Source organism: Aeromonas oralensis (assembly GCF_049665575.1).
In the GTDB taxonomy this organism is placed as follows: Bacteria; Pseudomonadota; Gammaproteobacteria; order Enterobacterales; family Aeromonadaceae; genus Aeromonas; species Aeromonas hydrophila.
Genome location: NZ_CP187186.1, coordinates 4,235,001 through 4,260,886, shown reverse-complemented (window position 1 = coordinate 4,260,886; position 25,886 = coordinate 4,235,001). Strand labels below are relative to the sequence as shown.

The window sequence follows — 25,886 nt, the reverse complement described above, 5'->3', positions numbered from 1 at the left end:
GCCGTGGGGATCCTCAAGCGTGGCTGGTCGAAGCTGTGGCCCAAGGGGCTGACCGGCCAGATCATCCTGGTGGCGCTGGCCGGGCTGGTGTTGATCCAGCTGCTCAGCATCCAGATCTACCGCTCGGACAGGGAGGAGGCGCTCGGTTACATCAACAGCCGCAACGCCATGCAGCGCATCGTCTCCGTGGTGCGGCTGCTGGCCCTCTCGCCTCCCTCCCTCTATGACGAGATCATCAAGGCGAGCCGCAGCGAGACCCTGCTGCTGCGCATCGCCGACGAGCCGCTGCAACCGGACAACCGCAGCCCCCGTTTCGAGCAGCTGGTGCGCTCCCGGCTGGGCTACCCCTCGACCCTGATGGTGGAGATCAGCGCCGAGCTCAAGCAGGATGCCCAACGCAGCCGTGCCTGGCAGCACCACAGCCGGATGATGAAGGATCGCAAGGGGATGCCGCCGCCGCAGGACATGCGGCTGTACGGCTCCATCCAGCTGCCGCGCGGTGGCTGGCTGCAGTTCAGCTCGCTGGTGGACAAGGAGTCGGCCAGCTGGTCCTGGCAGACCACCCTCAACCTGATGCTGGTGGCGAGCCTGGTGATCGGCCTGATGATCTGGCTGTTCCGCCGCGCCACTCTGCCGCTCAAGCAGCTGGCCGCCAACGCGGATCGGCTCGGTCGTGGCGAGGACATAGAGCCGCTGCGAGAAGAGGGGCCGACCGAGGTGCGTGAATCCATCCAGGCCTTCAACCGCATGCACACCCGGCTCGATCGCTTCGTGCAGGACAGAACCCGGATGCTGGCGGCCATCTCCCACGATCTGCGTACCCCCATCACCAGCCTGCGGCTGCGCACCGAATTCCTGGATGAGGGGGAGGACAAGGAGCGGATCCAGCAGACCCTGCAACAGATGGAGCAGATGCTGGCGGCGACCCTCAGCTTTGCCCGGGAGGAGGGGCTGCAGGAGGCGACCCGGGAGCTGGATCTGGTCAGCCTGCTGGAGAGCCTGTGCGACGACTATGCCGACACCGGCCAGCCGGTCACCTGCCTGGCGGAAGGCAAGCAGGTCTATGCCTGCCGCGCCAATACCTTGCGGCGGGTGCTGCAAAACCTCATCGGCAACGCCATCAAGTACGCCGGCAGTGCCGAGGTGTCGCTGGAGCGCACTGACAGCGAGCTGGTGATCCGGGTCTGCGATCAGGGGCCCGGCATCGATCCGGCCAGGCTGGAAGACGTATTCAAGCCGTTCGTACGGCTCGACGAGGCCCGCAATACCGAATCTGGCAGCGTGGGGTTGGGGCTCGCCATCGCCCGCACCCTGGTGCACCAGCACGGCGGCGAGCTGACCCTGCAAAACCGGGAACAGGGCGGGCTGGAAGCGCGCATCAGCCTGCCGCTGTAAGAGCGGTGGAAGCAGGGTGGGGATGGGGGCGACCAGCCTCCTCCCCGTTTTTTATCTTGCACTTATCTGACTGAAATCACGCCTATTTCATACTCGCTCATGCTTGTTCTTCTATGCTGAAGGTGGCGATAATCGATGGCCGCACAGACGGCCAAACAGCAAGGTTGGTGCAGGGATGGCGGGCGATTCTGGTTTTCGGTGGCGAGTCTGGTGCGGGGTGTGGTTGTTGCTCTTGGCACAGGCGTGGCCCGTGTTGGCAAATACGCCGCCCAAGCCGCTCATCGTGACCAACTCCAAGGCCTGGCAGCCCTTCTCCTACCTCAATGAAGAGGGTCAGCCCGATGGCCTGCTGATCGATTTGTGGCGCGAATATGGCAGGGTTACCGGCCGCCCGATCCAGTTCAAGCTGGTGGACTGGCAGACCTCGCTGGACCTAGTTCGCAATGGTCAGGCCGATGTCCATGGTGGCCTGCTCTGGTCGCCGGAGCGCAATCTGGTCTATGACTACGGTCAGGCCCTCTCCCATGTCGACTCCCAGCTCTTCTTTGCCAACTCCCTGCGCGGCTCGGACGTGAACTACTACCTGCTGCACGAGAGCGTGGGGGTGGTGACGGGGGGCTACGAGGAGTACTACGCCCACAAGTACTTCCCGAATACCCGGCTGCGTACCTTTGATGACAACGATGCCATGCTGCGCGCAGCCTTCAGCGGCGAGCTGGATGCCTTCATCGCCGATCTGCAGGTGGCCAACTTCTACATCTATACCTCGGCGGATCCCACCCGCTTCATCCCGGTACGCCACCTCTACAGCGACGAGATCCGTTTCGCTGTCGCCAAGGGCAACCAGGCACTGCTGAATGAGCTGGAGCAGGGCTTCTCCCGCATCGGCGAGGCGGATCGGGAACGGATCATCCGCAAGTGGATGCACATCGAGACCGTCTATCCGGTCCATCTCTGGCCCTGGCTGCTGGCCATCGGCGGTCTGGTGCTGATGGCCTACATCATCCAGTTGCGGCGGGCGGTGGCGAGCCGCACCGCCGAGCTTATCCAGGCCAACACCAGGCTGGAGCGCCTTGCCGGCACTGACTCCATGACCGGCATCCTCAACCGGCGGGCCTTTTTGCCGCTGCTGGAGCAGCGGCTGGCCAGCGGTCAGGCCTCGGGCCTGCTGCTGTTTGACCTCGATCGCTTCAAGGGGATCAACGATCACTTCGGCCACGGGGTCGGGGACGAGGTGTTGTCGGCCATGGTGGCGCAGGTACAGCGGGTGCTGCCTGCCAGCGCCCTGTTTGCCCGCATCGGTGGGGAGGAGTTTTGCATCAGCCTGCTGGTGGCGGACATGGCGACGCTGCAGCAGTGGACCGCCCGGATCGGGCGGGAGGTCAATAGCCACAAGTTGCCAACCAGCGCCGGGGCGCTCGGCATCTCCATCAGCACGGGGGCAGTGTGGGTACCGGCGGGGGGCGGGGCGGAAGGTAGCCGGGTATTGTTGCAGGCGGATCGGCTGATGTATGGCGCCAAATCGCAGGGGCGCAACACCTGGCGGGCGGCCAGCTACGTGAAAGAGGCGGCTGGCGAGGGGGGAAATAAAAAACCGCCGCCCAGAGCGGGCGGCGGTGTGTCATCAGAAGTTGTAGGTCATGCCCAGGGTGTAGCGGCGACCATCCAGCACGGTACCGAAGCTGGAGTAATCCACTGTCTTGTCGAACAGGTTGTAGACACCGGCGGTGACATCTAGATGTTCGTTGGCCTTGTAGACCAGACCTGTGTCGAAGAAGGTGTAGGAGGGGGTTCCCTCGGCCATCTTGACCCGGCTCAGGTAATCGGAGGTCTTGCTGCGGAAGTTGACCCGTGACCAGAGGCTGACGGTTTCGGTGGTCTGCCAGTCGACCGTGGTGTTGAACATGTGACGCGGCATCTGGTTCAGCGGCTTGCCTTCCATTGCACCACTCTTCTGTTCGGACTGGGTGAAGGTGTAGCTGGAGGCCAGCGACCAGGCGTCATTGATGGTCCAGTTGGCCGTGCCTTCCACCCCGCGCATGTTCGCCTTGTCGACGTTGATGCGGTCGCTGATGAAGTCATAGGTGTGACCGTTCAGGGTGCAGGAGGGGTCGTTCTTGCTGGTGCAGCGGCGGATCTCGGAGATCTTGTCCTCGAAGTCGGTATTGAACAGGGTCAGCCCTGTGTTCAAGCCTTGCTGACCATCCCACAGCAGGGCGATCTCCTGGCTCACGCTGGTTTCCGGTTTCAGTTCAGGGCTGCCGACCAGCATGCCGTCCTGAGTGCCGCCACCGGTGGCCTGGCCCCAGTTGGCGGCCGACATGCGCAGATCCGGTGAACGATAGCCGGTGGAGACGCCCCCTTTCAGCGTCCAGGACTCGGCCAGGTGCCAGACCCCGTACAGACGTGGGCTCCAGTGGGTACCGTAGTTCTGGTCCTGATCCATCCGCACGCCGCCGGTCAGGGCGAAGGTGTCGGTCAGCGACCACTCATCTTCCACGAACATGGCCCAGCTCCAGCGGGTCAGCTGATTGGCACGGTTGGCCACGTTGAGCTGGTTTTGCTGATCTTGAAGATCTTCATAACGATACTGGCCGCCCACGCTCAGATAGTGATCCCCCAGTTCAAACTGGGTGTGGGTATCGGCGATGGTGTTGATGAGCTTCATCTGGCGGCCGGGGTTGGTGTTCTCTTCCCGCTGCAAGTAGCTGGTGGAGGATCCGAAGTCATAGCGGCCGTCGTGGGTGATGGCGAAGTTGGTGCGTTCGTAGGTATAGATACTGGGCTTCGCTTTTGCCGAGAGAGATTCACCCGGTGTGCGGTTGCGATCCTGCAGGCCGCGACTGGCCTCGAAATCGAAGCGGTTGTGCTCGTCCGGGGTCAGGCTGAAGACGGCCGTACCGCTGCGCATCTCCTGCTCGGCGAAACCGTTCTGGAACTGATCCTCGCCACGGTGGGAGAGCTGGCCGTTCACCCGCATCCCCAGCAGTCCATCCACCAGGGCGCCGGCGGTATAGGCGTTGGTCTGGAAGATGTCGCCGGACTCCTTGTTCTCCTGGAAGGTCGAATCGGCATGCAGCGAGCCCTGCCAGGCCGTCATGCTGGCGGTCTTGCGGGTGATGACGTTGATGACGCCGCCCATGGCGTCAGAGCCGTAGCGGGAGGACATGGGGCCACGCACCACTTCGATCCGCTCGATCGCCTGCAGCGGTGGCAGCCAGCCCTGCTCGATGCCGGGGCCGTCGCTGTTGGGACGGGTGCCACGGCTGTCGACCCGCTTGCCATCGACCAGCATCAGCGTGTACTTAGAGCCCATGCCACGAATGCTGATATCGCTGCTGCTGCCACCGCCGGTGATCACCACCCCGGGCACATCCTTCAGGGCGTCGGTCACGTCGCGATAGGCGCGTTTCTCCAATTGCTCGCGGGTCACCACCGAGATGGAGGCGGCGGTATCCTCGATCTTCTGCTGGAAGCCGGAGGCGGTCACGACCATGACCTCCTGCTCGGCGGCATAGGCGTGTGATGCGAGGGAGGCGAGAATGAGCGTGGTCAGCTTGTTGCGGTGCATTGTTATCATGTTGGCCTGAACTCTTTTAGTAAGAAGATGCATTCATCCTTTGGGTGAATCGATGGGGGGTCTCATCGCATCCCGCGTGAAACCATGACCAGAAAAGGTTCAATTGGATAATCACCAAGTCGGTCGGCAGGCATTGTAGTGATCGCTGGATGATGTGTAAATGATAATTAATCTCATTAATATTGTGCGGTTATCTTCTCACCAGCAGATACTGTGGCGAGGTGACAGGAAGCGGGGGCGGGACAGAGAGAAGGTTGAGAGGGTCGGCAGAGGGGGAATGGCAAACGGCAGACAACAAAAAACCCGCCGAAGCGGGTTTTTTCAATTCTTGCAGCGGATCGTTCCAGCCGGCATGAGCAGGCGGACCGGATCCCCGGCTTGAATTACAGAGCTACTACGTTAGCAGCAGCCGGGCCTTTCTGGCCTTGCTCGATGGTGAACTCAACGCGCTGACCTTCGTCCAGGGTCTTGAAGCCCGGGGTCTGGATGGCGGAGAAGTGAACGAACACGTCTTTGCTGCCGTCGGTCGGGGAGATGAAGCCAAAACCTTTCTCGGCGTTGAAGAACTTGACGGTACCAGTCATTTTGTTGGACATGATAATTTCCTTAAATAGTGTTTAAAGTGCCAAATGGCAATCTATGATTTTTCGTCAGCAATACGTATGGGGAGCACTAAAGAAGGAGAATTATTTGATAAGAAGAATCATGGATAATTCTTATACTAATCGCTGCTTTACTAAAATGACTGCCTAACATAACCAGGTCTGAACTACCGAACCATCGCAAAAGATTAAAACATGCCCATTTTCTTAAAGCAAATTTTATCTCGCTGTGAGTGGTCGGATATCGACGCAGCCACTCCCGGTGTGGGTGTCTGCAGCGCAGGATCCTGCGGCGTTGCAGGTCGCTGGACACACCATGGCAGAGAGCTGTTCTCCACCATGGTGTGAGTCGGCTGGTTGAGGTAGGTGGCGCTTGAGCGGGAGGATTGGCCGTCAGCGTTTGCTGCGAAACTTGTTGCTGACGGAGTCCACCCAGCTGAATGTCTCTGGCAACACCTGCTTGCTGGCACGCTCCTTGGCCTTTTCCCGTGCCAGTTTGGCGGCCACTTTGGCGGCGGCAGCACGGTCTGCGACTATCTTGAGTCTGCCTTCCTCGCGGATGCGGTTACGCTCGGCATTGCTCAATTGATGATCTGCATTGGCCTGTGCTTTTTGGAGCAGCAGGGTGATCTCGGCCTTTTCGGCGTCGGTGAGGTCCTTCATTTCCAACTTTTTCACGGCGTGCTCCTGATGGCGGGAATTGTCCACCCTACCACACCTGCCGGCCGTTTATTGCACAATCGACACCGTTTTCGAATACCAGCCTACCGGATGGTCGTTGCCGAAGGGAATGGACCGTCGTATTCCCTTCGCACGGCTCTGCGCCGTTAAGCATGCCCGCTCGGTTCAACATGGATCAGCACGACGGCATGGGGCAGATGTCGCATGATGCCCTGCTCTATCTGATCGCAGATGGCGTGGGAGTGCTCGATGCTCATCTCTTTTGGCAAGGTCAGGTGGAAGTCGATGTGACGGCGGCGCCCGGCCTGGCGGCTGCGCAGGTCATGAAAACCGCCATGCTTCGGGCAGCACTCCTCTATCACTCTGGTGGTGATGGCCAGCTCTTCCTCGTTCATGCTGTGGTCCAGCAGGGGTTGGAAGGCCTGCTTCAGCATGGCGATCGCCTCCTTGAGGATGAACAGGGCGACACAGATGGCAACAATGGGGTCAAGCAGATAGAGGTTGTAGCCCAGCCTGGCGGCGAGCCAGATACCGAGCAGGCCGACGGCGACCCCGAGCGAGGTCAGGACGTCAGCCTTCAGATGCAGCGCATCGGCGGCCAGGGCCACGGACTCTTCCTCCTTGGCCACCCGGTAGAGGTAGGCGGAGACGCCGCTGTTGACCAGCGCCGAGAACAGCATGACCAGCACACCGAGCCCCACCCCCTCGATCGGGGTTGGCGTGATCAATTTGCTGACGGCCTCGAATATTATCCAGCCGGCTGCCAGCAGGATCAGCAGCGCTTCGATCACGCCGGAGACATTTTCAATTTTGTCATGACCATAGGGGTGGCGTTGGTCGGGGGGAATATCCGATTTGCGTACGGCCACCAGCGCGATCAATGCTGCCACCAGGTCCATGGCCGAGTGAATGGCCTCGGAAATAATACTGACGGATCCGCTCAGTATGCCGGCTAATATCTTCATGATAATCAAGGTGATATTGGAGCAAACTGAGACCAAGGCCGCTCTGGTTTTTCTGGTCATGGGATGTCCTTATTCTCGCTGGAATATTTTCACAAATAGGGCTGGATAATATCAGCTTGTCCAGGGTGGCGCTGCTTTGGGTTGTAAATTTTTGTTTCTGGCGATAGTGAGAATGCTTATCTAAATTATCTGTCATTATTTAAAGAGATTTGATTTTGGTATTCAGCGGTTTATTTCATACCGCCATGAAATAAATCTGTTTGGCGTTATTTTATAAGGAATATATCGCTTCTCCGGCCGTTCATTCCCCGCCCGTAGCGGGTCAGCGGAAACCGGTGAACGCCTGCTGCCACTGGGGGACGGGATGAGGGTGGATTCTTGCGCAAGATTAGGGGTATGCTGGACTGAGTGCGATCGCAGGATCGTCACTGAAAGCGTACTGTAGTCTACGATTCGGATGGCATGCTGGAACCTGGGTTCCAACTGTCTGGGTAACATTTTTGGAGTTTGATGATGAGTAACAAAGAACATCACAACGGCAAAGATGCCAAGAAAAAACCGCAGATGTCACTGAAAGAGAAGCGCGAAGCCAAACGTCAGAAAGCAGATCTGAAAAATGGCGGCGCGATGAAGTAACGCTCCCCATGCTGTAGTTCCTTTGGAGCCAGTAACAAAAAGCCAGCCTTTTCGGGCTGGCTTTTATGTTTTCAGGAGGCTCAGGGCGTAGCCCCGTAGCGGGTAAATATTTGCTGATAACGGCCATCGGCCCGCATGGCATCGAGCTGGCGATCGAACCAGCGCTGCTGCGCCGCCTGGCGAAAGGCAAAATGGTAGTGAGTCGGCGCAAACAGATCGTATTGCCGGACCCGGCCGGGGGCATAGAGCTCGGTACCATATTTGCTGTTGGCCAGCTGTGCCAGATAGTAATAGAAAACCCGCTGTTCCAGGATCACCGCATCCACCCGCCCCAGCATCAACCTGTGCACCTGTCCCTGCTGCTTGGCGACCTCCTCGTAACGGGGATTCTGGTCAGCCATGCTGGCAAAGGCACCACCCAGCACCTGACGGGCCCGCTGGAAGGCACTCACCCTCAGTGTCTTCATGTCGTCCAGGGTGCTGATGTGGGTTTTGCCGAGGGTGAACACCCGGTTGTGGAAGGCGATCACCGGCTGCGACAGGAAGACGTCGTGCAACATGCCGGGTTTGACGTTGATGATGGCATCGAGCTTGCCGGACTCCAGCATGCGGAAGGTGCGTTCCAGCGGCAGATATTCGAATTGAGGCTCATACCCGCTGTCCCGAAAGGCCTCTCTCATCAGGTCGAGCTCGATCCCGCGACCCTCTTCCTCGATCACATAGGGCGGGATGGCGAAGCTGACCCCCACTCGCAATGGCTCGCCGGCCAGCAGCAGGGATGGCAGCAACAGGGTGGCGCAAGCCACCACGAACAACAAGATTCGATACCAAGACCCCATGCGTTCTCTCTGGCAACTGGACTGCCCCGATCATAATCCCAAGGCGAATGATATGGGGACGTATGGCTGGCAAGACCGGCCAGGAGGCTCGATCGCGTGCCATGTCTGCGTCAATATCAGGCAAAAAAAGGCCCTGCATGAACAGGGCCTCCGGGATCTGACGTTGCTTAGAACGGAATGTCGTCGTCGAAGTCCATCGGCGGCTCATTGTACACCGGCGGTGCAGACTGCGGCTGCTGGGCCGGACGAGCGTAGCCGCCCTGTTGCTGCATGTTCTGCTGCGGAGCCTGGGCGGGACGCGCCTGGTTCATCGGCTGCTGGGACTGCATGCCCTGCTGCTGACCCCAGTTGCCCTGAGACTGGCCACCCATGCCCTGGCCGGCGCCGCCTTGCGGACGGCCACCCAGCATCTGCATCACGCCGCTGAAGCCATCGACCAGCACTTCGGTGGTGTAACGCTCCTGGCCGCTTTGATCCTGCCACTTGCGGGTCTGCAGCTTGCCTTCAACATAGACTTGGGAGCCTTTCTTCAGGTACTCGCCAGCCACTTCGGCCAGCTTGCCCATGAAGACGACGCGGTGCCACTCGGTGCGCTCTTTCTGCTCACCGGTCTGCTTGTCGCGCCAGGTGTCGGAGGTGGCCAGGGTGATATTGGTCACGGCACCGCCGCTCGGCATGTAGCGCACTTCCGGGTCTTGCCCCAGGTTACCGATCAGAATGACTTTATTGATGCCTCGACTGGCCATAATCTCTCTTCCACCCTTTATATACCGGCCGGGCCATATGCCCGGGCCAATTCAACATATCGTTTGTTTTCTGTGAGATAGGCGACGCTGCAGGGCTGCCCCGCCACTCATGTGATGACTGTGTCCGGTTCAGCGCGCCAGTTGGCCACTTCCCCGTTTTCATATTTTGCCCGCAATAGTAACAGTTGGGGAGAAAGAGCGCACATCTTCCTGACGCTCCATCCCATGTCCACCGAACGAAGGATTAACTTACACGAGGCCGGCCTTGGCCAGCAAGTGAACAGCAACGGGGAGTCATATCATCGAACGGTCGAGGCGAGAAGGGGGCCAAAGACCGGTGTGACAGCCCCTGTCCGGCCAGGTGCCAGTATTTCACCCAAATGGGGGGGCTCGGCTAGTTATTTGTATTGCTTGGAAAATTGGTGAGTTTCAAAGGGAGCGCATCAGCGTCTAATACTTTTTTAATGCTGCAGCCTGCGGGGGGCTTGGTACTCTCTGCTGCCAAAAAACACCATGGCCGGAATGTTCAAGGACCAGCGCTTCATGATCACCCCATATCCCATCGTATTGGTAACCGAAGACAATGCGCAGGCGACCAGCTTTCAGAGCTACCTGGCCGAACAGCTGGCTCTGCCCATCCTGCTGGTGAGTGCACTGGAAGCCCTGCCTCAAGCGGATGAACTCGAGCCGCATCCGTTGTTTCTGGTGGATCTGGATTACCTCAAGTCGAGCCAGCAAACGGGGTGGCCACGGGAGATCTCCAGCCACTTCGGGGAAGCCAATACCGTACTGCTCAATGCCCCCACCAGTACGGATCGGGAGCTGCTGCTGATGTGGCCCCATACCAGCGGGCTCTTCTTCTGTCAGGATCCGCTGGATCGCTTGGTGCTTGGTATTCGCAAGGTGCTGGAGGGGGAGTACTGGATCCCGCGCCATCTGCTGTGCGATCTGGTCAACTACTACCGCAAGGGCGGGGAACACTACCTGCGCAACCAGACGCTGCTGACCGTGCGCGAGCAGGAGATCATCCGCTACCTGATGACGGGTGCCTCCAATACCGAGATCGCCGACAGCCTGTTCGTGAGCGAGCACACCATCAAGTCCCACCTCTACAATGTCTTCAAGAAATTGAACGTGAAGAACCGCCTGCAGGCGGTGAGCTGGGCCAAGGAGTATCTCTGAAATCGATGGGGATGATGGATAAAACCTGTCTATTCATCCAGTAGTCTCTATGCCATACTGACTCGCTCAGGTTTCTGTATCGAGCGTGCAACAAGATGGAAAAGATCGTGGTCCGGGGTGCTCGCACCCACAACCTCAAGAACATCAATCTGACCCTGCCCCGCGACAAGCTGATCGTGGTCACCGGCCTCTCCGGTTCGGGCAAATCCTCTCTGGCGTTCGATACCCTCTATGCCGAGGGGCAGCGCCGCTATGTGGAGTCACTCTCCGCCTATGCCCGCCAGTTCCTCTCCCTGATGGAGAAGCCGGACGTCGACCATATCGAGGGGCTCTCGCCCGCCATTTCCATCGAGCAGAAGTCCACTTCCCATAACCCGCGCTCGACCGTCGGCACCATCACCGAGATCTACGACTACCTGCGTCTGCTGTTCGCCCGGGTCGGTGAGCCGCGCTGCCCGACCCACGCCATTCCGCTCGCCGCCCAGACCATCAGCCAGATGGTTGATCAGGTGCTTGCCCAGCCGGAGGGGAGCAAGCTGATGCTGCTGGCCCCGGTGGTGCGCGATCGCAAGGGGGAACACACCAAGCTGCTGGAGAATCTGGCGGCTCAGGGTTACATCCGTGCCCGTATCGACGGCGAGGTGTGCGATCTCTCCGACCCGCCCGCGTTGGAGCTGCACAAGAAGCACACCATCGAGGTGGTGGTGGATCGCTTCAAGGTGCGTGATGACCTTGCCTTGCGTCTGGCCGAGTCGTTCGAAACGGCGCTGACCCTCTCCGGTGGCATTGTGCTGGTGGTGCCGATGGATGGCGAGGAGGGGGTCGCCCCCATGACCTTCTCCGCCAACTTCGCCTGCCCGGAGTGCGGCTACTCCATGTTGGAGTTGGAGCCGCGTATCTTCTCCTTCAACAACCCGGCCGGTGCCTGCCCTACCTGCGACGGCCTCGGGGTGCAGCAATATTTCGATCCGGCCAAGGTGATCGGCGATCCGGCCATCAGTCTGGCTAATGGCGCTATCCGTGGCTGGGACAAGCGCAGCTTCTACTACTTCCAGATGCTCAAATCCCTCTCCGAGCACTACAAGTTCGATCTGGAGACGCCGTGGGAGGATCTGCCACTCAAGACCCAAGAGGTGATCCTGCGCGGCTCCGGTCGCACCGAGATCGAGTTCCGCTACATGAACGATCGCGGCGACGTGGTGGTGCGCAAGCACCCGTTCGAGGGGATCCTGCACAACATGGAGCGGCGCTACCGGGAGACCGAGTCCAACTCGGTGCGTGAAGAGCTCTCCAAATATATCGCTAACAAGTCTTGTACCAGCTGCGGTGGCAGCCGGCTGCGGGAGGAGGCGCGCCATGTCTTCGTCGACAACCGCAACCTGCCGGCCATCGCCGAGCAGTCCATCGGTGATGCACTGGCCTTCTTCGAAGGGTTGAATCTGACCGGCCAGCGCGCCCAGATCGCCGAGAAGATCCTCAAAGAGATCGTCGAGCGGCTTGGCTTCCTGGTGAACGTCGGTCTCAACTATCTGAGCCTGTCCCGCAGTGCCGAGACCCTCTCCGGCGGCGAGGCGCAGCGGATCCGGCTGGCCAGCCAGATCGGTGCCGGTCTGGTGGGGGTCATGTACGTGCTGGACGAGCCCTCCATCGGCCTGCATCAGCGCGACAACGAGCGATTGCTCAAGACCCTCACTCACCTGCGTGATCTTGGCAACACGGTGATCGTGGTGGAGCACGACGAGGATGCCATTCGCCTCGCCGACCATGTGCTCGATATCGGCCCGGGGGCCGGAGTACACGGCGGTGCCATCGTCGCCCAGGGCACGCCGGAAGAGATCATTGCCAATCCCGAGTCACTCACCGGTGACTACCTCTCTGGCCGCAAGCAGATCGCCATTCCTGCCGAGCGTACTCCGCTTACCGGCAAGTGGCTGAAGCTCAAGGGGGCGAGCGGCAACAACCTGCGCAACGTCAACCTGGATCTGCCCATCGGGGTGATGACTTGTGTCACCGGCGTCTCCGGCTCCGGCAAGTCGACCCTGATCAACGACACTCTGTTCCGCATTGCTCACCGCGAGCTCAACAAGGCGACCGAATCCACCCCGGCGCCTTATCGCAGCGTGGAAGGGCTGGAGCATCTGGACAAGGTGGTGGATATCGACCAGAGCCCCATCGGCCGTACCCCGCGCTCCAACCCGGCCACCTACACCGGTCTGTTCACCCCGATCCGCGAGTTGCTCTCCGGCACCCAGGAGGCGCGCTCGCGCGGCTACCAGCCGGGCCGCTTCTCCTTCAACGTGAAAGGGGGCCGCTGCGAGGCCTGTCAGGGGGATGGGGTCATCAAGGTAGAGATGCACTTCCTGCCGGACGTCTACGTGCCGTGCGACGTCTGCAAGGGCAAGCGCTACAACCGCGAGACCCTGGAGGTGAAGTACAAGGGCAAAAACATCCACGAAATCCTCGAGATGACGGTGGAAGATGCCCGCGAGTTCTTCGATCCGGTGCCGGCGGTGGCGCGCAAGCTGCAGACCTTGATGGATGTGGGCCTCTCCTATATCCGCCTCGGTCAGTCGGCCACTACCTTGTCTGGCGGTGAGGCGCAGCGGGTCAAGCTGGCGCGGGAGCTCTCCAAGCGGGATACCGGTCAGACCCTCTATATTCTGGACGAGCCGACCACCGGGTTGCACTTCCACGATATCCAGCAGCTGCTCAAGGTGTTGCACCAGTTGCGGGATCGCGGTAACACCATTGTCATCATCGAGCACAACTTGGACGTCATCAAAACTGCCGACTGGATCGTTGACCTGGGTCCGGAGGGGGCGCCGGCGGTGGCCGCATTCTGGTGACGGGGACGCCGGAGCAGATCAGCCGTTGCGAGGACTCCCATACGGCCCGCTTCCTGGCGCCGCTGCTGGCACGATAATCCGTTCAATAATGTGACAAGGGGCCCTGGGCCCCTTGTTTTTATTGTGGTAATTCAGTGACCGTCCAGACGGGCCGATACTCCATACTTGAGGCAAGACCCTTCCCGTTTCGCATTGCCATCCAAAGGATATTGGCGTCCATGGCTCAACCGTCCCGCTCCATCGATCATTTGCTGGCCTACTCCATGTTCCCCGTCTGGGCCGGCGCCATCCTGATGCTGCTCATCGTGATCGCGTTGGCCCAGGTGCCGGCGGCGCAGCGGGTCGAGGAGCGGCGGATGCAGGATCATCTGCAACGGGTGGTCAGGGCCGTGCAGGGCGACATCAATGCTATCAATGCCTTCACTCGGGATTGGGGGATCTGGGACGAGAGCTACCACTTCCTGGCCAGGCCCAATCAGGGCTACATCCACTCCAATCTGTTGGTCGACACGCCAATGCGGGACTTTGAGCTCAACGTGCTGAGTTATATGGATTTGCAGGGCTCTGAAATCTGGACCCGCACCCTGCTGCCGGAGGCGCCTGATACGGACACCACCTTGCTTCCCTTCTTTCTGGATGACCTCAAGCTGCAACTGCTGCGTGAATCGCGGCAGGGGGGATCCATAGTCTGAGCGGGGTGAGAAGCTCGTTATGGGGACCGCTCATCTTCTCGCTGCAGCCGGTGACCAATACCCTCAGCGATGCCAAACCCAATGGCTATCTGCTGGCGACCCGTTGGCTGGATGAGCGCTATCTGAACGATCTGGCGGCGCGGACCGCGCTCGCCTTGACCATTGCCCAGCCCAGATCTGGCGAGCACAAGGGCTCTTTCAAGCCGTTCAAGCCATACATGAGCTACCGGTTGGTGGATCTGGGGTTGCAGCGCGTCAGGGGTGAGGGGCTGCTGCTCGACAACGACGGTACTCCCGTCTTGACCCTGATTGTGGAAGAAGAGCGTGACGTGCTGCAGGGGGCGATGGAGGGGGCTATCTGGACCTTCATCGGCATGCTGCTGATTAGCTTCGCCTGTATTCTGATGGCGCTGGCCCGCTTGCACGCCATCGTGCTAGGGCCGATCGGCGAGCTGGTGGGGGCGCTGCACAAGTTTGCCGAAAAGCAGGACGTGAACGTGTTGCCGATCATCGACAGCAGTCAGGAGATGGCGCTGCTCAGTCGCAAGTTCCGGGAGATGGCGGCCAGGATCAGCTTGCACCACAGCGCCTTGCAAGCTTATTCATCCCGGATGGAGACAGCCGCCTATACGGATCCGCTGACCCACTCCTTCAACCGGCGCTACCTCGATGAATGGTTGCTCAATGGCGATGACCTGGCGGCAGGCAGGGTGTTGCTGATCCTGGATCTGGATCACTTCAAGCAGGTCAACGATCGCTTCGGCCACGACATCGGCGATCTGCTGTTATGCCAGCTGGCGGAGTTGTTGCGGGGTGCTCTCGCTGAGGAGGAGCCGCTGATCCGGCTGGGTGGCGAGGAGTTTTTGCTGCTGCTGACGGGCGATGAGCCGACACGGGTTGCGCAGCGGGTCGAGCGTCTGCGCCGCAAGATTGCCGACTGCCGGTTCGGACGTGAAGAGTTGCCGCTCTGGATGACGGTTTCACTGGGATTCTGCGATTACCCCCTGCATCGGGAGCTGGAGGATTCGTTCTGGAACCTGAGCTTCAAACTGGCGGACATGGCGCTTTACCGGGCCAAGCAGGAGGGCAGGAATCGCTGGCGCGGATACAGCGGGGAACTGGGGCCGGCGCAGTGGGATTTGGACCCGGAGCAGATTGTGGCAGGGGAGTGGCTGCGGTGTCAGACGTCTCACACCAGCCAGTCGGCCTAGTGGGTCAGAATTAATAGCGCCATGCCGAGAACGAATCCCAATAAAATAAACAGGAAGGAGCCAATACCCCAGATGGCCGCCAGTATGGCTACTATTTTGTCCCTTCTGGTTTGTGGTTTCATAAAGAATTTCTTACAGCCCGGCTACATGGCTCGCAAAAATACTCTGGTTGAGCGAGTGAAACAACCGTTTTTAGCCGTTTAAAGCCTCAATAAGATGCATTTAAATTATTTCTTAATGTGTGTCGTTTGCTTTTAAATTGGCGTATCGATATGTTTTTATTGTTTATTTTACCAGTTTCAAGCCATGCACAGAGGTGTTTAAGCTGCTGTACACATCTATCTATTTCTTGGTAACGTTTGAGCTAAATCAATAACTCTGCATTCACATCCCTTTATAGTTTTCAGGCTTGCAACATATAAAACGAAAACTAAAAGGAAAACGTGATGAAAAAGATCCTTCCTCTGATGATCGCGGCCGCTCTCGCTTCTCCCGTCGCCATGGCCCACCAGGCCGGTGATATTCTGGTGCGTGGTGGTCTGGCCTTTGTTTCTCCGCAAACGAGCAGTGACAACGTACTGGGTACCGGCGAGCTGGAAATCGACAGCAATATGCAGTTGGGTCTGACGCTCTCTTATCTGATCACTGACAACTGGGGTGTCGAGCTGCTGGCAGCCACGCCCTTCTCCCACTCGGTGTCCACCGCCGGCCTGGGTGAAGTGGCCAAGGTCAAGCACCTGCCGCCGACCCTGATGGCGCAGTACTACTTCGGTGATGCCAACAGCAAGGTACGCCCCTATATCGGCGCCGGCATCAACTACACCACCTTCTTCGATGAGCAGGGCCGCGGCGCGCTGGATGGTACCGACGTGAGCGTGGACTCCTCCTGGGGCATGGCCGGTCAGGTCGGCCTGGACATGGCGATCAATGATCGCTGGTTCGTCAACGCCTCTGCCTGGATCATGGATATCGATACCGACGTGCACACCGCCGTGGGGACCATCAATACCTCCATCGATCCCATGGCATTCATGTTTGGTGTCGGCTATCGCTTCTGATAGGACACAGGGTTGGTCCTCCCACGGGCCGTTACAGCTAGCATGTCTCTTTGGCCCGGCACAGTCCGGGCCCTTTTACGCGCAAAGCGTCCCCCGTCAACTGTGATCCAACCCCATATAGATCAATAAAATACCCTCGGTCTCCCCTCTATAATTCGCCCCTTGTGCCGATAGTGTCTATGTTCACGTTACCTTTCCCCCACGAGTGAGGATGTCTCCATGGGTTTATCTATTGTGCAGCGGATCATCGCCGGATTTGTGTTGATGCTGCTGCTGTTGATCCTGCTGGGTGTGATCAGCACCCTGAAGATCAGGGGCATCAACGACGGCTTGTCACAGGTCTCCGACCGGGCGACCCCGTTGGTGATTGCGGTGGCCGGCCTGAAAGGCGCCCTGCAGGACAGCAACCGCTGGGTGCTGGTCTACCGGACCAACGAGGATGCAAGCCAGCTGCCGCAGCTGGCCAGCCAGTTCAAGGAGCAGCAGGCGCGTTTCAGTCAGCTGAGCCAGGAGATGGACAGGTTTAGCGGGGTGGCCGAGGCCGGCTCTCGTTTTCAGCAGGTCGATACCGCCACCAAGCAGTTCTACGGCCTGGCTGAACAGGTGCTCTCCCAGCACAGCCAATGGGTCAATGCCCAGGATCAGCGCCACAAGCTGGAAATTGCCTTCATCCGGCTGGAAGACACCTACCAGTGGGCTGCCGATCTACTGTTGCAGCAGACCGCCAGCAAACGCTCCATGCGCAACAAGGCTGAGCTGATCACTTCGGGCATCGCGCGCGATCTGAAGAACATTCGACGGGCCGATGCCAAGACCGATCTCAATGAGCTGGAGAAGGTGCTGAGCAAGGACATCGAGATGGCCCGCAAGCGGCTCGATCGGGTGCTGGTGCCGGATGACGTGAAGCAGCGCTTCGTCTCCAACCTCGACCGGATGCAGGAGCTGGCACTTGGCCAGCAGGGGCTGCTGGCGACCATGCGCAATGCCCAGCAGCTGGCCGCCTCGCTGCAGACCCTCAATCAGCAACTCGATGCCAGCCTGATCAACAGCCTGGGCCTGCTCGACGAGATGGGGCAGTCGGCCGGCTCGATTGCCAGCCAGAGCCGCACCACGGCGGATGATGCGGTCAGCAGCGCCAGCTTCTGGATCCTGGTGGTAGCCGCCATCTCGGCCGCCGCCGCCCTCATCATCGGCTATACCACGGCGCGCAGCATTCAGCGTCCGCTGCAGATGATCAACAAGGAGCTGGACTACATGGCGGCCGGGGACATGACCCGCCGCATCAACTATCGCAGCAGCTGCGAATTTGGCGCACTCTCCCGCTCCATCGATACCCTGGCCGGCAAAACAGGCGAGCTGCTCTCCCTGATCAATGCCGGCTCCCGTCATCTGGTGGAGGAGGCGAGCCGCGCCGCAGAGATCAGCGAAAGGGCCGTGTCCCGGGTACAGGATCAGAAGAGTCAGACCGATCAGGTGGCTGCCGCCATCACCGAGCTGGAGGTGAGTGCCACCGAGGTAGCCCGTTCCACCGATGGCACCAAACGGGAAGTGGATCTGGCTGATGATGAAGCGCGCAGCGGTCGCCAGAAGGTGGCGACCACCCGTCGCATCACAGAGCAGCTGGCAGGCGCCATGGAAGAAGCCGTTGGCATCACCTACAAGCTGGGTGAGTTCAGCAACAACATCGGTAGCATCCTCGACGTGATCCGCAGCATCGCCGAGCAGACCAACCTGCTGGCGCTGAACGCCGCCATCGAGGCGGCACGGGCCGGCGATGCCGGCCGTGGCTTTGCCGTGGTGGCAGACGAGGTGCGGGCACTGGCCAACCGGACCCAGACCTCGACCGAAGAGATCCAGGCGATGATCGAGAACCTGCAGAGCTCGAGCAAGCTGGTGGTGGAGGTGATGGGGCGCAGTCAGGAGCAGACCCACAACTGTGTCGAGCAGACCCGGGAGATGGATGCGGCCCTGCAATCCATCGCCGACCGGATGAGCGCCATCAAGGCGATGGCGGATCAGGTGGCGCACGCCGCACAGGAGCAGATCTCGGTCAGCCAGGGGGTGGCCCGCCATATCTCCGGCATCGCCGAGGTGGCCTACGAGACCGAGCGGGAAGCGCGGGAGTCGGCCGGCAGCAGTGAAGTGCTGGCGGATCTGGTCGCCAAGCAGCAGCAATTGATCGCACATTTCAAGGTCTAGGAGGGCTTATGTCTAACAAGTGGATCGGGGCCCTGAGTCTCCTGTTGTGTGGCCAGCTGATGGCCAGCGAGCTGGTGATCGAGAGCTGGCGGATTGATGACAAGGCTTTGTGGGAGCAGAAGATCATTCCTGCCTTCGAGGCCTCCCACCCGGGCATCCAGGTGAAGTTCAACGGGGTGCAGAACGTCGACTACATGCCGACCCTGTGGGCCAGTCTGAAAGAGGGCAAAGCGGGGGATCTCATTACCTGCCGGCCATTCGACGACTCCCTGGCCCTGTTCAAGGCGGGCCATCTGGCGGAACTGACCGAGATGTCGGGGATGGAGAACTTCCCAAGTTTTGCCCAGTCACCCTGGCAGACCGACTCCGGCGCCCAGACCTTCTGCGTGCCCATGGCCTCGGTGATTCACGGTTTCTTCTACAACAAGAAGATTTTCAGTGAGCTGGGGCTGAGCGTGCCGCAAACCCGGGATGCCTTCTTCGCGGCGCTGGACAAGGTGAAGGCCGATGGCCGCTATGTGCCGCTCGCCATGAGCGGCTCGGAAAGCTGGGTATCCTCCGAGCTCGGCTTCCAGAACATAGGTCCCAACTACTGGAAGGGGGAGGATGGTCGGCTGGCGTTGATCGGCGGGCAGGAGCGTTTTGACAACCCGCCCTACGTCAAGGTGTTCGAGGAGCTGGCGCGCTGGCGCCCCTACCTCGGCGAAGGCGGCGAGAGCCGCGACTATGCCGCGACCAACGAACTGTTCACCTCGGGCAAGGCCGCCTTCTACGTGGCGGGTTCCTGGGAGATTGCCCCCTTCACCGGCAAGGTGGACTTTGGCGTGATGCGCCCGCCCGTGGCGAAGCAGGGTGATGGCTGCTTCTTTACTGATCACACCGACATCGGGATGGGCATGAACCCGGCCAGCAAAAACAAGGAGGCGGCCATGGCCTTCCTGCAGTGGCTGACCACGCCCCAGTTCGCCGAGCTCTATACCAACTCGCTGCCCGGCTTCTTCTCCCTCTCAAACCACTTCTTCGAAGTCACCAACCCGGCGGCGAAGGAGATGATGGAGTGGCGGGATCAGTGCGACTCCACCATCCGGATAGCTACCCAGATCCTCTCTCGCGGTACGCCCAAGCTGGGGGATGAATTGGCGGAAGTGAGTCAGGCCGTGCTGCTTGGCAAGATGGAGCCCAAGGCGGCAGCCGATCGGCTGGAGCAGGGCCTGAAGGGCTGGTATCCGCCTCATCAGGGCAACAAGGTGAGGGGAGCCGATTGCCAGTGTGACGCCCCTGCCGCCGCGCCCGCAGTATCGGCCGCCGCTGCGACCACCGAGCCTTCTGCCGCTGCATCCGCCGCGACGCCGGCGGTGACAGAGACACCAGCCACCCCGGCGCCGTCAGCAACGCCTGCCGCAGCAGCATCTGCGGCAGCCGCGCCGTTGCCGGCTCCGTCGGCCGAGGTGGAGCAGGCGCTCTCCAACGAGCTGGAAACACCGCAGCAATAGCTGCCGGCAGATAAACAACGGGAGGCATCAGCCTCCCGTTTTCTTTGCTGCCGCCAGTCAGTGACGTCACTGTACCGGGTGGGGCCAACGGCAGAGGCTGCCGATGCGGGCCACCGGGGTGAACCCGAGCGAGCGATAGACGCGCTGGGCGTGATAGTGCTCGTCGGCCACTATGATGAGCCGGTCGACCCGCGTCAGCCCGTACCTGGCAACCTGGCTCAGCAGCTGACGGCACAACCCCTGATTGCGCCATGCCTGCCTTGTGCGCACCAGCTGGAAGCGGCCCAGAGTATCGGTGAAGAAGAGGCCGCAACTGGCGACCAGTTGTTCCTGCTGCCAGATCCCCCACCACTGACCCAGCCCGTCCCCGATCATCGCCTCGTACAACTGGCGGCGTGACTGCAGATAGGGCAGGTAGCTCTGCTCCGAGTGACCGGGATCCCGCTCCTCCAGTTCAAAGGCCAGCCACTCATCCCAGTCGGCCGGGGTAAAGGGGCGCGCAGCCACCGTCGCGGCTGGCGGTTGCCAGTCGGCGGCCTCCAGTGCCAGCACCACGCACTCCATGTACTGGTATCCCTCCGCCACGAAGCCGGCTACCCGGCTGTTCTGGCCGGCCGCGAGAGGCCACTGGAAGGTGCGGTGTCTGACCCGGGGGTCCTGCCCGATCAGCTTGTCGAAACTGGCCTCGAGCCAGCCCTTGTCGTGATCGCTGGGGGGAAAGGGGAGCAGCAGATAGTTGCCGAAGTAGTAATCGGGAGCATCGGGGGTGCGCACGGCCCAGAACTGCTCATGGTCGACCACGTTGCCTTGATAACGATCGAACAGCAAGTCGGTGGCAAAGCCGGGGTGGGTGTCCATGATGATGCTCCTGCGAATGGTTCAATTGGTTATCGGCAGGAAGGGGAAGAGGTTGAAAAGGGGCCGGAGAAACCTCCGGCCAAACAATCACACGCAGATTCAGAACGTCCAGGACGATCTGCGTTCATCATAACGCGACTCGCTGGATTTTGGGATGGGGTGCCAATCGTTACTTTGGCTTTATTGCCAAATAAAAATCGGCGGCCTTCCTCTCGCTGTAAAACAGTGTTGACTTTGTGCCATTTTATCATAAAGATAGAAAGACGTTTAGACGTCCAAACATCCGTTTTGACGTAGAGAAATGGATTGCAGGGCAGGGAGAGAGCAGATGGGATTTCACAGCGCACGTCAGGTTGAGGCACTCAACCAGAGTCTGGCAGATTTGAGTGGCGACATATCGGTCAGTTTCGAGTTTTTTCCGCCCAACAGCGAAGGGATGGAAAATACCCTGTGGCAATCCATCGAGCGCCTGAAAGTGCTGGAGCCCAAGTTTGTGTCGGTGACCTATGGTGCCAACTCGGGTACCCGGGATCGCACGCACAAGGTGATCAAGGACATCAAGGAGCGGACCGGTCTGATTGCCGCCCCGCACCTGACCTGTATCGACGCCAGCCGTGACGAGCTGCGCACCATTGCCCGTGACTACTGGAACAGTGGCATCCGCCATATCGTGGCGCTGCGCGGCGACCTGCCCCAGGGGCTGGAGAAGCCGGAGATGTATGCCACCGATCTGGTGGCCCTGCTCAAGGCCGAAGCGGACTTCGATATTTCGGTGGCCGCCTACCCGGAAGGGCACCCGGAAGCGCGCAGTGCGCAGTCGGATCTGCTCAATCTCAAACGCAAGATCGATGCCGGTGCCAATCGCGCCATTACCCAGTTCTTCTTTGACGTCGAGACCTACCTGCGCTTTCGGGATCGCTGCGCCGCCATCGGCATCGATGCCGAAATCGTGCCGGGGATCCTGCCGGTTTCCAACTACCAGACCCTGGCCAAGTTTGCCGGTTTCACCAACGTGAAGATCCCGCGCTGGATGCATCAGCGTTTTGAGGGGCTGGATGATGATCAGATGACACGCAACATGGTGGGGGCCAGCATCGCCATCGATCAGGTGCGGGTGCTGAGTCAGGAAGGGGTGAAAGATTTCCACTTCTATACCCTGAACCGCTCCGAGTTGACCTACGCCATCTGCCACACCCTGGGGGTGAGGCCGAAAGGCCAGCCGTAACAGATCGTGGGCACAAAAAAAGCCAATGAGTCGCTCATTGGCTTTTTTGTCATGGCGACCAATCAGGGTCTGGTAGGGGCGATCTCTTTGGGTTCGAGATCGATCACCGCATTGCCGGCGGCGCCGGGATACTGGTGATAGCTCTGGTCCTGCTCCAGGGTATAGAAGGTATCCAGATAGTCATCGTTGTTGGTCATCCAGGAGTCGGGCAGTGCCTTGACGATGCGACCGCCGAGATCGAGGAAGGGTAGTGCCTCGGGCACGCCGCCGGCAGTGAAAGCCAGCTTGAGGGCATCGATGAACAGGCCGCTCAGCTCCTTGTAGTTGACGTTGTCGTCCTGCTCCATCATGACGATGTCGACGGCACCCCAGCGATAGCGATCCCAGTAGACCAGGATCTGGTTGGGGGTATAGTCGGTGTTGTCATAGTCGAGATAGGGCATGTCGACGATGTCGACCACGGGCTCATCCCGGCTGGGGTTGACCCCTGCGACCACCGCATACACCTCGGCCGCACCCAGCAGCCAGGGCTCCTGATCATCCTTCAACCGAATTTTCTTCAGGATGCTGGTCTTGAGCGGTGCCGTGCTGGCAGCCGCACGGGGAGCCACCTGCATGTCGGCGGCCGCCAGCGCCTTGCGGATCACCTTGAGGCCGGCGTTCTTGGCCTTGACTGGGTCGGCCTCCACGACCAGGACCGGACGGGCCGGTGCCTTGTCCACATCCAGATAGACGGGGTTGCCGGCGCTGTCGAAGGCTTCGATGGCGCTCCAGCTCTTCTCATCTCCGCTCGGTACATAGGCGACCAGCGGTTCGACACCCTGCTGCAGCGCGGCGGCCTGTTCCGGGTTGGCCAGTCGCAGCTGCATCAGCTCCTTGACCTCGCCATCCAGTCCTTGCCGGCTGATGGCTGCCTGGTTGGCATCCCGGGCCTGGCGTTTCAGGCGCGGGCTGGCCTTTTGCAACAGGTTGGGCAGCGGGCTCTGGTACTCCTGATTGCTCAGCAGCGGCAGCAGGTTCTTCTGCTGCAGCGCGAGCTGGCGGGCCAGCTCCCGATCGGTGTCGGCAGCGTGGGCGGTGGTGGCGCCCAGCAGTGCCAGTAACAAAATGACAGCCTGATTCCTCATTATTATTCTCCAGTTTATGAGTCTGACATGAGGCACGCATCGGGGAAGAAGAAGTGCCTCGACACCACTTAATGGCAATTAGTTTCAGCTGTGAACCAATTTTTCTGAATTATGTGCGGTGTCTCACGGGGAGCTCCCCAGATGGTCAGGTCAGTTTCTCCGCTGGTTGACTTGATACAGGATGATGCCGACGAGCAGTCCCCAGCAGGCTGCACCGATGCCGAGCAGGCTGATGCCGGAGGCGGTGATGATGAAGGTCAGCAGGGCGGCCTCGCGGGCATCGTCGTGCTGTAATGCGGTGTGCAGGCTGCTGCCGATGGTGCCAAGCAGCGCCAGCCCGGCGACACAGGTTACCAGTGTCGCCGGGAAGGCCGTGAACAGCGCCGCGACCGTGGCCCCGAAACAGCCGGTCAGCAGGTAGAAGCTGCCGGCCCACACCGCCGCGGGCCAGCGTCGGTTGGTGTCCGGATCTACCTCTTTCCCCATGCAGATAGCCGCAGTGATGGCCGCCAGGTTGAAGGCATAACCGCCGAAGGGCGCCAGCAGCAGGCCGGTCAGGCCGGTCCAGGTGATGAGGGATGAGGTGGCAGGCTGATAGCCGTGGGCCCTCAAAATGGTAATGCCCGGCATGTTCTGGGAGGTCATGGTAACGATGAACAGTGGCAAGGCAATGCCGAACAGGGCACCAAGGGAAAACTCGGGCCAGGTCATGACCGGGCCGGCCAGTTGCCAGTGGATGGTGTCAAGCTGCAGCCGGCCTCTCAGCAGGCAGATGAGGATGCCGGTCGCCAGTACCAGCACCATGGTATAGCGTGGCCAGAGATGGCGGCCGAGCAGGAACGCCAGCAGCAGGCTGCCGAGCAGTAAGGGATCTGCCGGGGCGACCTTGAACAGATCCAGCCCGAACTTGAGCAATACCCCGGCCAGCATGGCCGCCGCCAGTTGGGCCGGGATATGGCGCATCAGCCGATCGAACCAGCCGCTGATGCCGCACAGGGTGATCAGCAGAGAAGAGATAACGAAGGCGCCGATGGCCTCGGCCAGGGTGAAGTTACCCAGGCTGGTGATTAGCAGGGCGGCCCCCGGGGTCGACCAGGCAGTCAAGACGGGGATGCGGTAATAGAGGGAGAGGCCGATGCAGCTGATACCCATGCCAATACCCAACGTCCATAGCCAGGATGCGAGCTGGGCAGCATCGGCTCCCGCTGCCGTGGCTGCCTGAATGATCAGGATGACCGAACTGGTATAGCCGACCATCACGGCGATGAAGCCGGAGACCAGATGAGGAAGGGCAAAGGGCATGGTGACGTCCTTGTGGGGCTGTGACGATTTGTGCGTTATTGCGTACAATATTGCCTCAGACTATATCGCTGTGCGTTATAGCGCACAAGGTGATTCAAGCAAGCACCACAAAGAGGCAGTCATGCAAGAGATGAATCAGCATCTGGCCCAACGTCTGAAGGGCTTGCGCAGCGAACTGGGTTGGAGCCTGGCTGTAGCAGCGCGGGAGACGGGAGTGAGCAAGGCCATGCTGGGCCAGATTGAACGGGGGAGTCTAGCCCGACGGTGGCCACCCTGTGGAAGATTGCCACCGGCTTTCGAGTTTCTTTCTCCAGCTTCATCGAGCCGACCCCGGCAGAGCAGGGGGAGGTGCTCTATCGCACCGCTGATGCGATTCGCCAGCAGCCGGCGGGAGAGGGCATGCAGGTCGCCCCTCTCTTCCCTTATGAGGGGCGCTTTGGATTTGAACTGTTTGAGCTGACCCTGTTGCCCGGTTATCAGCGAGAATCAGAACCCCATGAACCCGGGGTGACCGAACATGTCATCGTCATCAGTGGCCTGATGGAAGTGCTGGTGGAAGGGGAGTGGTGCTCCTTGACGCAGGGGGAGGCGGTGCGTTTTGCGGCCGACCGCCCCCATGGCTATCGCAATCTGGGTGTGGCCCCTGCCATCTTCCACAATCTGATCCACTATCCTGCCAGCAGATCTTGACCCCCGGGTTAGCCTGGGCGCCCATCAGTCCGGGGGCTGGTCAATATGGGAGCATAGACCCAGACAAACAGGCCATACGCCAGGCTCCAGGCCAGGCCGCTCAGGTTCCAGCCGTGCAGGGTATAGGCCGGCCAAAGCTGCGGGATCACGACCCGGATCAGGGCGGCCATGATCACCAGCGCGAATGCGCACTGGATCCTGCGGCCCACCTGCAAGGCCCGGCCACTGTGACCAAGGGAGACCCGGGCTATCATCCCCAGGATCATGGTCCCCAGACAGCCGGCACTGAGCAGGTGGCTGGCCAGCGACAGGCTGATGGGCAGGCCGGCAGCCAGAGCACCAAGGGCGAGCAGGCCGAGAGGAATAAACAGGTAGGCGAGGTGCAGCGACCACAAGAGGGGTTGGCCAAGAGTGGAAGGCAGCCGCCAACGCAATTGGCGCCACAAGTGCAAAACGGCCGCCACTATATATAGAGGAAGCAAGTAGAGGCTGGTGGCCCATGGGGTGGGCAGCAGCAGCCAGCTCACCATAGTGAGCCACAGCGTGGCAAGGGCAGCCC

At 60.3% G+C, this 25,886-nt stretch carries 17 protein-coding genes and 4 pseudogenes (1 of these 21 only partly in view); 11 read left to right on the top strand and 10 right to left on the bottom strand.

Features of this window, described 5'->3' with window-relative positions; genetic code table 11:
* Positions 1-3: 3 nt before the first annotated feature.
* Positions 4-1,395, top strand: coding sequence for an ATP-binding protein (locus ACPDZI_RS19985; protein ID WP_202012590.1), 1,392 nt, complete (start codon positions 4-6; stop codon positions 1,393-1,395).
* A 103-nt stretch (positions 1,396-1,498) separates the two neighbouring features.
* Positions 1,499-2,980: pseudogene (locus tag ACPDZI_RS19980) on the top strand (transporter substrate-binding domain-containing diguanylate cyclase); the annotation flags it as partial.
* Positions 2,981-3,019: 39 nt separating this feature from the next.
* On the opposite strand, the gene ACPDZI_RS19975 reads toward ACPDZI_RS19980, so the two are convergent.
* The 4 genes from ACPDZI_RS19975 to ACPDZI_RS19960 form a co-directional block, all read right to left on the bottom strand.
* Positions 3,020-4,966: a ligand-gated channel protein gene (locus ACPDZI_RS19975; protein WP_438834598.1), complete on the bottom strand. Its 1,947-nt coding sequence runs from the start codon at positions 4,964-4,966 to the stop codon at positions 3,020-3,022.
* A 392-nt stretch (positions 4,967-5,358) separates the two neighbouring features.
* A complete protein-coding gene (gene cspE, locus ACPDZI_RS19970) occupies positions 5,359-5,571 on the bottom strand; it encodes a transcription antiterminator/RNA stability regulator CspE (protein ID WP_011707644.1) in 213 nt (70 codons plus the stop codon).
* A 399-nt stretch (positions 5,572-5,970) separates the two neighbouring features.
* Complete coding sequence (locus ACPDZI_RS19965; protein WP_024946369.1) at positions 5,971-6,255, bottom strand: DUF3811 domain-containing protein; 285 nt, start codon at positions 6,253-6,255, stop codon at positions 5,971-5,973.
* Positions 6,256-6,404: 149 nt separating this feature from the next.
* On the bottom strand, positions 6,405-7,283 hold the full coding sequence (locus tag ACPDZI_RS19960) for a cation diffusion facilitator family transporter (RefSeq protein ID WP_438833669.1): 879 nt from the start codon (positions 7,281-7,283) through the stop codon (positions 6,405-6,407).
* Positions 7,284-7,736: 453 nt separating this feature from the next.
* Here ACPDZI_RS19960 and ACPDZI_RS19955 point away from each other — a divergent pair, with 453 nt between their 5' ends.
* Entirely contained in the window at positions 7,737-7,859 is a 123-nt protein-coding gene (locus ACPDZI_RS19955) for a hypothetical protein (protein WP_011707641.1), read from the top strand.
* 80 nt (positions 7,860-7,939) lie between these two features.
* Here the strand turns inward: ACPDZI_RS19955 and ACPDZI_RS19950 are convergent, their stop codons facing one another.
* A complete protein-coding gene (locus ACPDZI_RS19950) occupies positions 7,940-8,698 on the bottom strand; it encodes a substrate-binding periplasmic protein (RefSeq protein WP_438833668.1) in 759 nt (252 codons plus the stop codon).
* Between the two features lie 167 nt (positions 8,699-8,865).
* Positions 8,866-9,444 carry a single-stranded DNA-binding protein gene (locus tag ACPDZI_RS19945; RefSeq protein ID WP_011707639.1) on the bottom strand — a complete coding sequence of 193 codons (579 nt, stop codon included), beginning with the start codon at positions 9,442-9,444 and terminating at the stop codon, positions 8,866-8,868.
* Between the two features lie 522 nt (positions 9,445-9,966).
* Between ACPDZI_RS19945 and ACPDZI_RS19940 the strand changes: the two genes are divergently transcribed.
* The 6 genes and pseudogenes from ACPDZI_RS19940 (at position 9,967) to ACPDZI_RS19915 (ending at position 20,125) form a co-directional block, all read left to right on the top strand.
* Positions 9,967-10,626 (top strand): LuxR C-terminal-related transcriptional regulator, encoded by a 660-nt coding sequence (locus ACPDZI_RS19940; RefSeq protein ID WP_438834597.1) that lies wholly within the window; start codon positions 9,967-9,969, stop codon positions 10,624-10,626.
* 95 nt (positions 10,627-10,721) lie between these two features.
* Positions 10,722-13,549 (top strand): annotated as a pseudogene (gene uvrA / locus ACPDZI_RS19935) (excinuclease ABC subunit UvrA).
* Between the two features lie 141 nt (positions 13,550-13,690).
* A pseudogene (locus ACPDZI_RS19930) lies at positions 13,691-15,375 on the top strand (diguanylate cyclase).
* A 446-nt stretch (positions 15,376-15,821) separates the two neighbouring features.
* Positions 15,822-16,433 carry an OmpW family outer membrane protein gene (locus ACPDZI_RS19925; protein WP_011707635.1) on the top strand — a complete coding sequence of 204 codons (612 nt, stop codon included), beginning with the start codon at positions 15,822-15,824 and terminating at the stop codon, positions 16,431-16,433.
* Between the two features lie 219 nt (positions 16,434-16,652).
* A complete protein-coding gene (locus tag ACPDZI_RS19920; RefSeq protein WP_438833667.1) occupies positions 16,653-18,632 on the top strand; it encodes a methyl-accepting chemotaxis protein in 1,980 nt (659 codons plus the stop codon).
* Between the two features lie 8 nt (positions 18,633-18,640).
* Positions 18,641-20,125: an ABC transporter substrate-binding protein gene (locus tag ACPDZI_RS19915; RefSeq protein ID WP_438833666.1), complete on the top strand. Its 1,485-nt coding sequence runs from the start codon at positions 18,641-18,643 to the stop codon at positions 20,123-20,125.
* Positions 20,126-20,191: 66 nt separating this feature from the next.
* On the opposite strand, the gene ACPDZI_RS19910 is transcribed toward ACPDZI_RS19915, so the two are convergent.
* The gene (locus ACPDZI_RS19910; RefSeq protein ID WP_438833665.1) at positions 20,192-20,983 is read right to left on the bottom strand and encodes a GNAT family N-acetyltransferase; all 792 of its coding nucleotides are present in this window, start codon (positions 20,981-20,983) and stop codon (positions 20,192-20,194) included.
* Between the two features lie 328 nt (positions 20,984-21,311).
* Between ACPDZI_RS19910 and metF the strand changes: the two genes are divergently transcribed.
* Positions 21,312-22,208 (top strand): methylenetetrahydrofolate reductase, encoded by an 897-nt coding sequence (gene metF, locus ACPDZI_RS19905; protein ID WP_005306036.1) that lies wholly within the window; start codon positions 21,312-21,314, stop codon positions 22,206-22,208.
* Positions 22,209-22,270: 62 nt separating this feature from the next.
* On the opposite strand, the gene ACPDZI_RS19900 is transcribed toward metF, so the two are convergent.
* Both ACPDZI_RS19900 and ACPDZI_RS19895 read right to left on the bottom strand, forming a co-directional pair.
* Positions 22,271-23,335 carry a DUF3103 family protein gene (locus ACPDZI_RS19900; RefSeq protein ID WP_011707631.1) on the bottom strand — a complete coding sequence of 355 codons (1,065 nt, stop codon included), beginning with the start codon at positions 23,333-23,335 and terminating at the stop codon, positions 22,271-22,273.
* Positions 23,336-23,485: 150 nt separating this feature from the next.
* Positions 23,486-24,637 carry a benzoate/H(+) symporter BenE family transporter gene (locus ACPDZI_RS19895; protein ID WP_438833664.1) on the bottom strand — a complete coding sequence of 384 codons (1,152 nt, stop codon included), beginning with the start codon at positions 24,635-24,637 and terminating at the stop codon, positions 23,486-23,488.
* A gap of 121 nt (positions 24,638-24,758) precedes the next feature.
* On the opposite strand from ACPDZI_RS19895, the pseudogene ACPDZI_RS19890 reads away from it, so the two are divergent.
* A pseudogene (locus tag ACPDZI_RS19890) lies at positions 24,759-25,327 on the top strand (helix-turn-helix domain-containing protein).
* A gap of 8 nt (positions 25,328-25,335) precedes the next feature.
* On the opposite strand, the gene ACPDZI_RS19885 reads toward ACPDZI_RS19890, so the two are convergent.
* Positions 25,336-25,886: the final stretch of an NnrS family protein gene (locus ACPDZI_RS19885; protein WP_438833663.1), read on the bottom strand. The gene runs 646 nt beyond the window's last position; 551 of the gene's 1,197 nt are visible here — the last part of the coding sequence; its start codon lies beyond the right edge, outside the window; the stop codon is at positions 25,336-25,338.

Excerpts from the sequence above, each read along its gene's own strand:
- ACPDZI_RS19895 (WP_438833664.1), bottom strand. The coding sequence starts at position 24,637 with ATGCCCTTTGCCCTTCCTCATCTGGTCTCCGGCTTCATCGCCGTGATG.
- cspE (WP_011707644.1), bottom strand. The coding sequence starts at position 5,571 with ATGTCCAACAAAATGACTGGTACCGTCAAGTTCTTCAACGCCGAGAAA.
- ACPDZI_RS19945 (WP_011707639.1), bottom strand. The coding sequence starts at position 9,444 with ATGGCCAGTCGAGGCATCAATAAAGTCATTCTGATCGGTAACCTGGGG.
- metF (WP_005306036.1), top strand. The coding sequence starts at position 21,312 with ATGGGATTTCACAGCGCACGTCAGGTTGAGGCACTCAACCAGAGTCTG.
- ACPDZI_RS19915 (WP_438833666.1), top strand. The coding sequence starts at position 18,641 with ATGTCTAACAAGTGGATCGGGGCCCTGAGTCTCCTGTTGTGTGGCCAG.
- ACPDZI_RS19920 (WP_438833667.1), top strand. The coding sequence starts at position 16,653 with ATGGGTTTATCTATTGTGCAGCGGATCATCGCCGGATTTGTGTTGATG.
- ACPDZI_RS19955 (WP_011707641.1), top strand. The coding sequence starts at position 7,737 with ATGAGTAACAAAGAACATCACAACGGCAAAGATGCCAAGAAAAAACCG.
- ACPDZI_RS19940 (WP_438834597.1), top strand. The coding sequence starts at position 9,967 with ATGTTCAAGGACCAGCGCTTCATGATCACCCCATATCCCATCGTATTG.
- ACPDZI_RS19925 (WP_011707635.1), top strand. The coding sequence starts at position 15,822 with ATGAAAAAGATCCTTCCTCTGATGATCGCGGCCGCTCTCGCTTCTCCC.
- ACPDZI_RS19900 (WP_011707631.1), bottom strand. The coding sequence starts at position 23,335 with ATGAGGAATCAGGCTGTCATTTTGTTACTGGCACTGCTGGGCGCCACC.
- ACPDZI_RS19960 (WP_438833669.1), bottom strand. The coding sequence starts at position 7,283 with ATGACCAGAAAAACCAGAGCGGCCTTGGTCTCAGTTTGCTCCAATATC.
- ACPDZI_RS19975 (WP_438834598.1), bottom strand. The coding sequence starts at position 4,966 with ATGCACCGCAACAAGCTGACCACGCTCATTCTCGCCTCCCTCGCATCA.
- ACPDZI_RS19910 (WP_438833665.1), bottom strand. The coding sequence starts at position 20,983 with ATGGACACCCACCCCGGCTTTGCCACCGACTTGCTGTTCGATCGTTAT.
- ACPDZI_RS19950 (WP_438833668.1), bottom strand. The coding sequence starts at position 8,698 with ATGGGGTCTTGGTATCGAATCTTGTTGTTCGTGGTGGCTTGCGCCACC.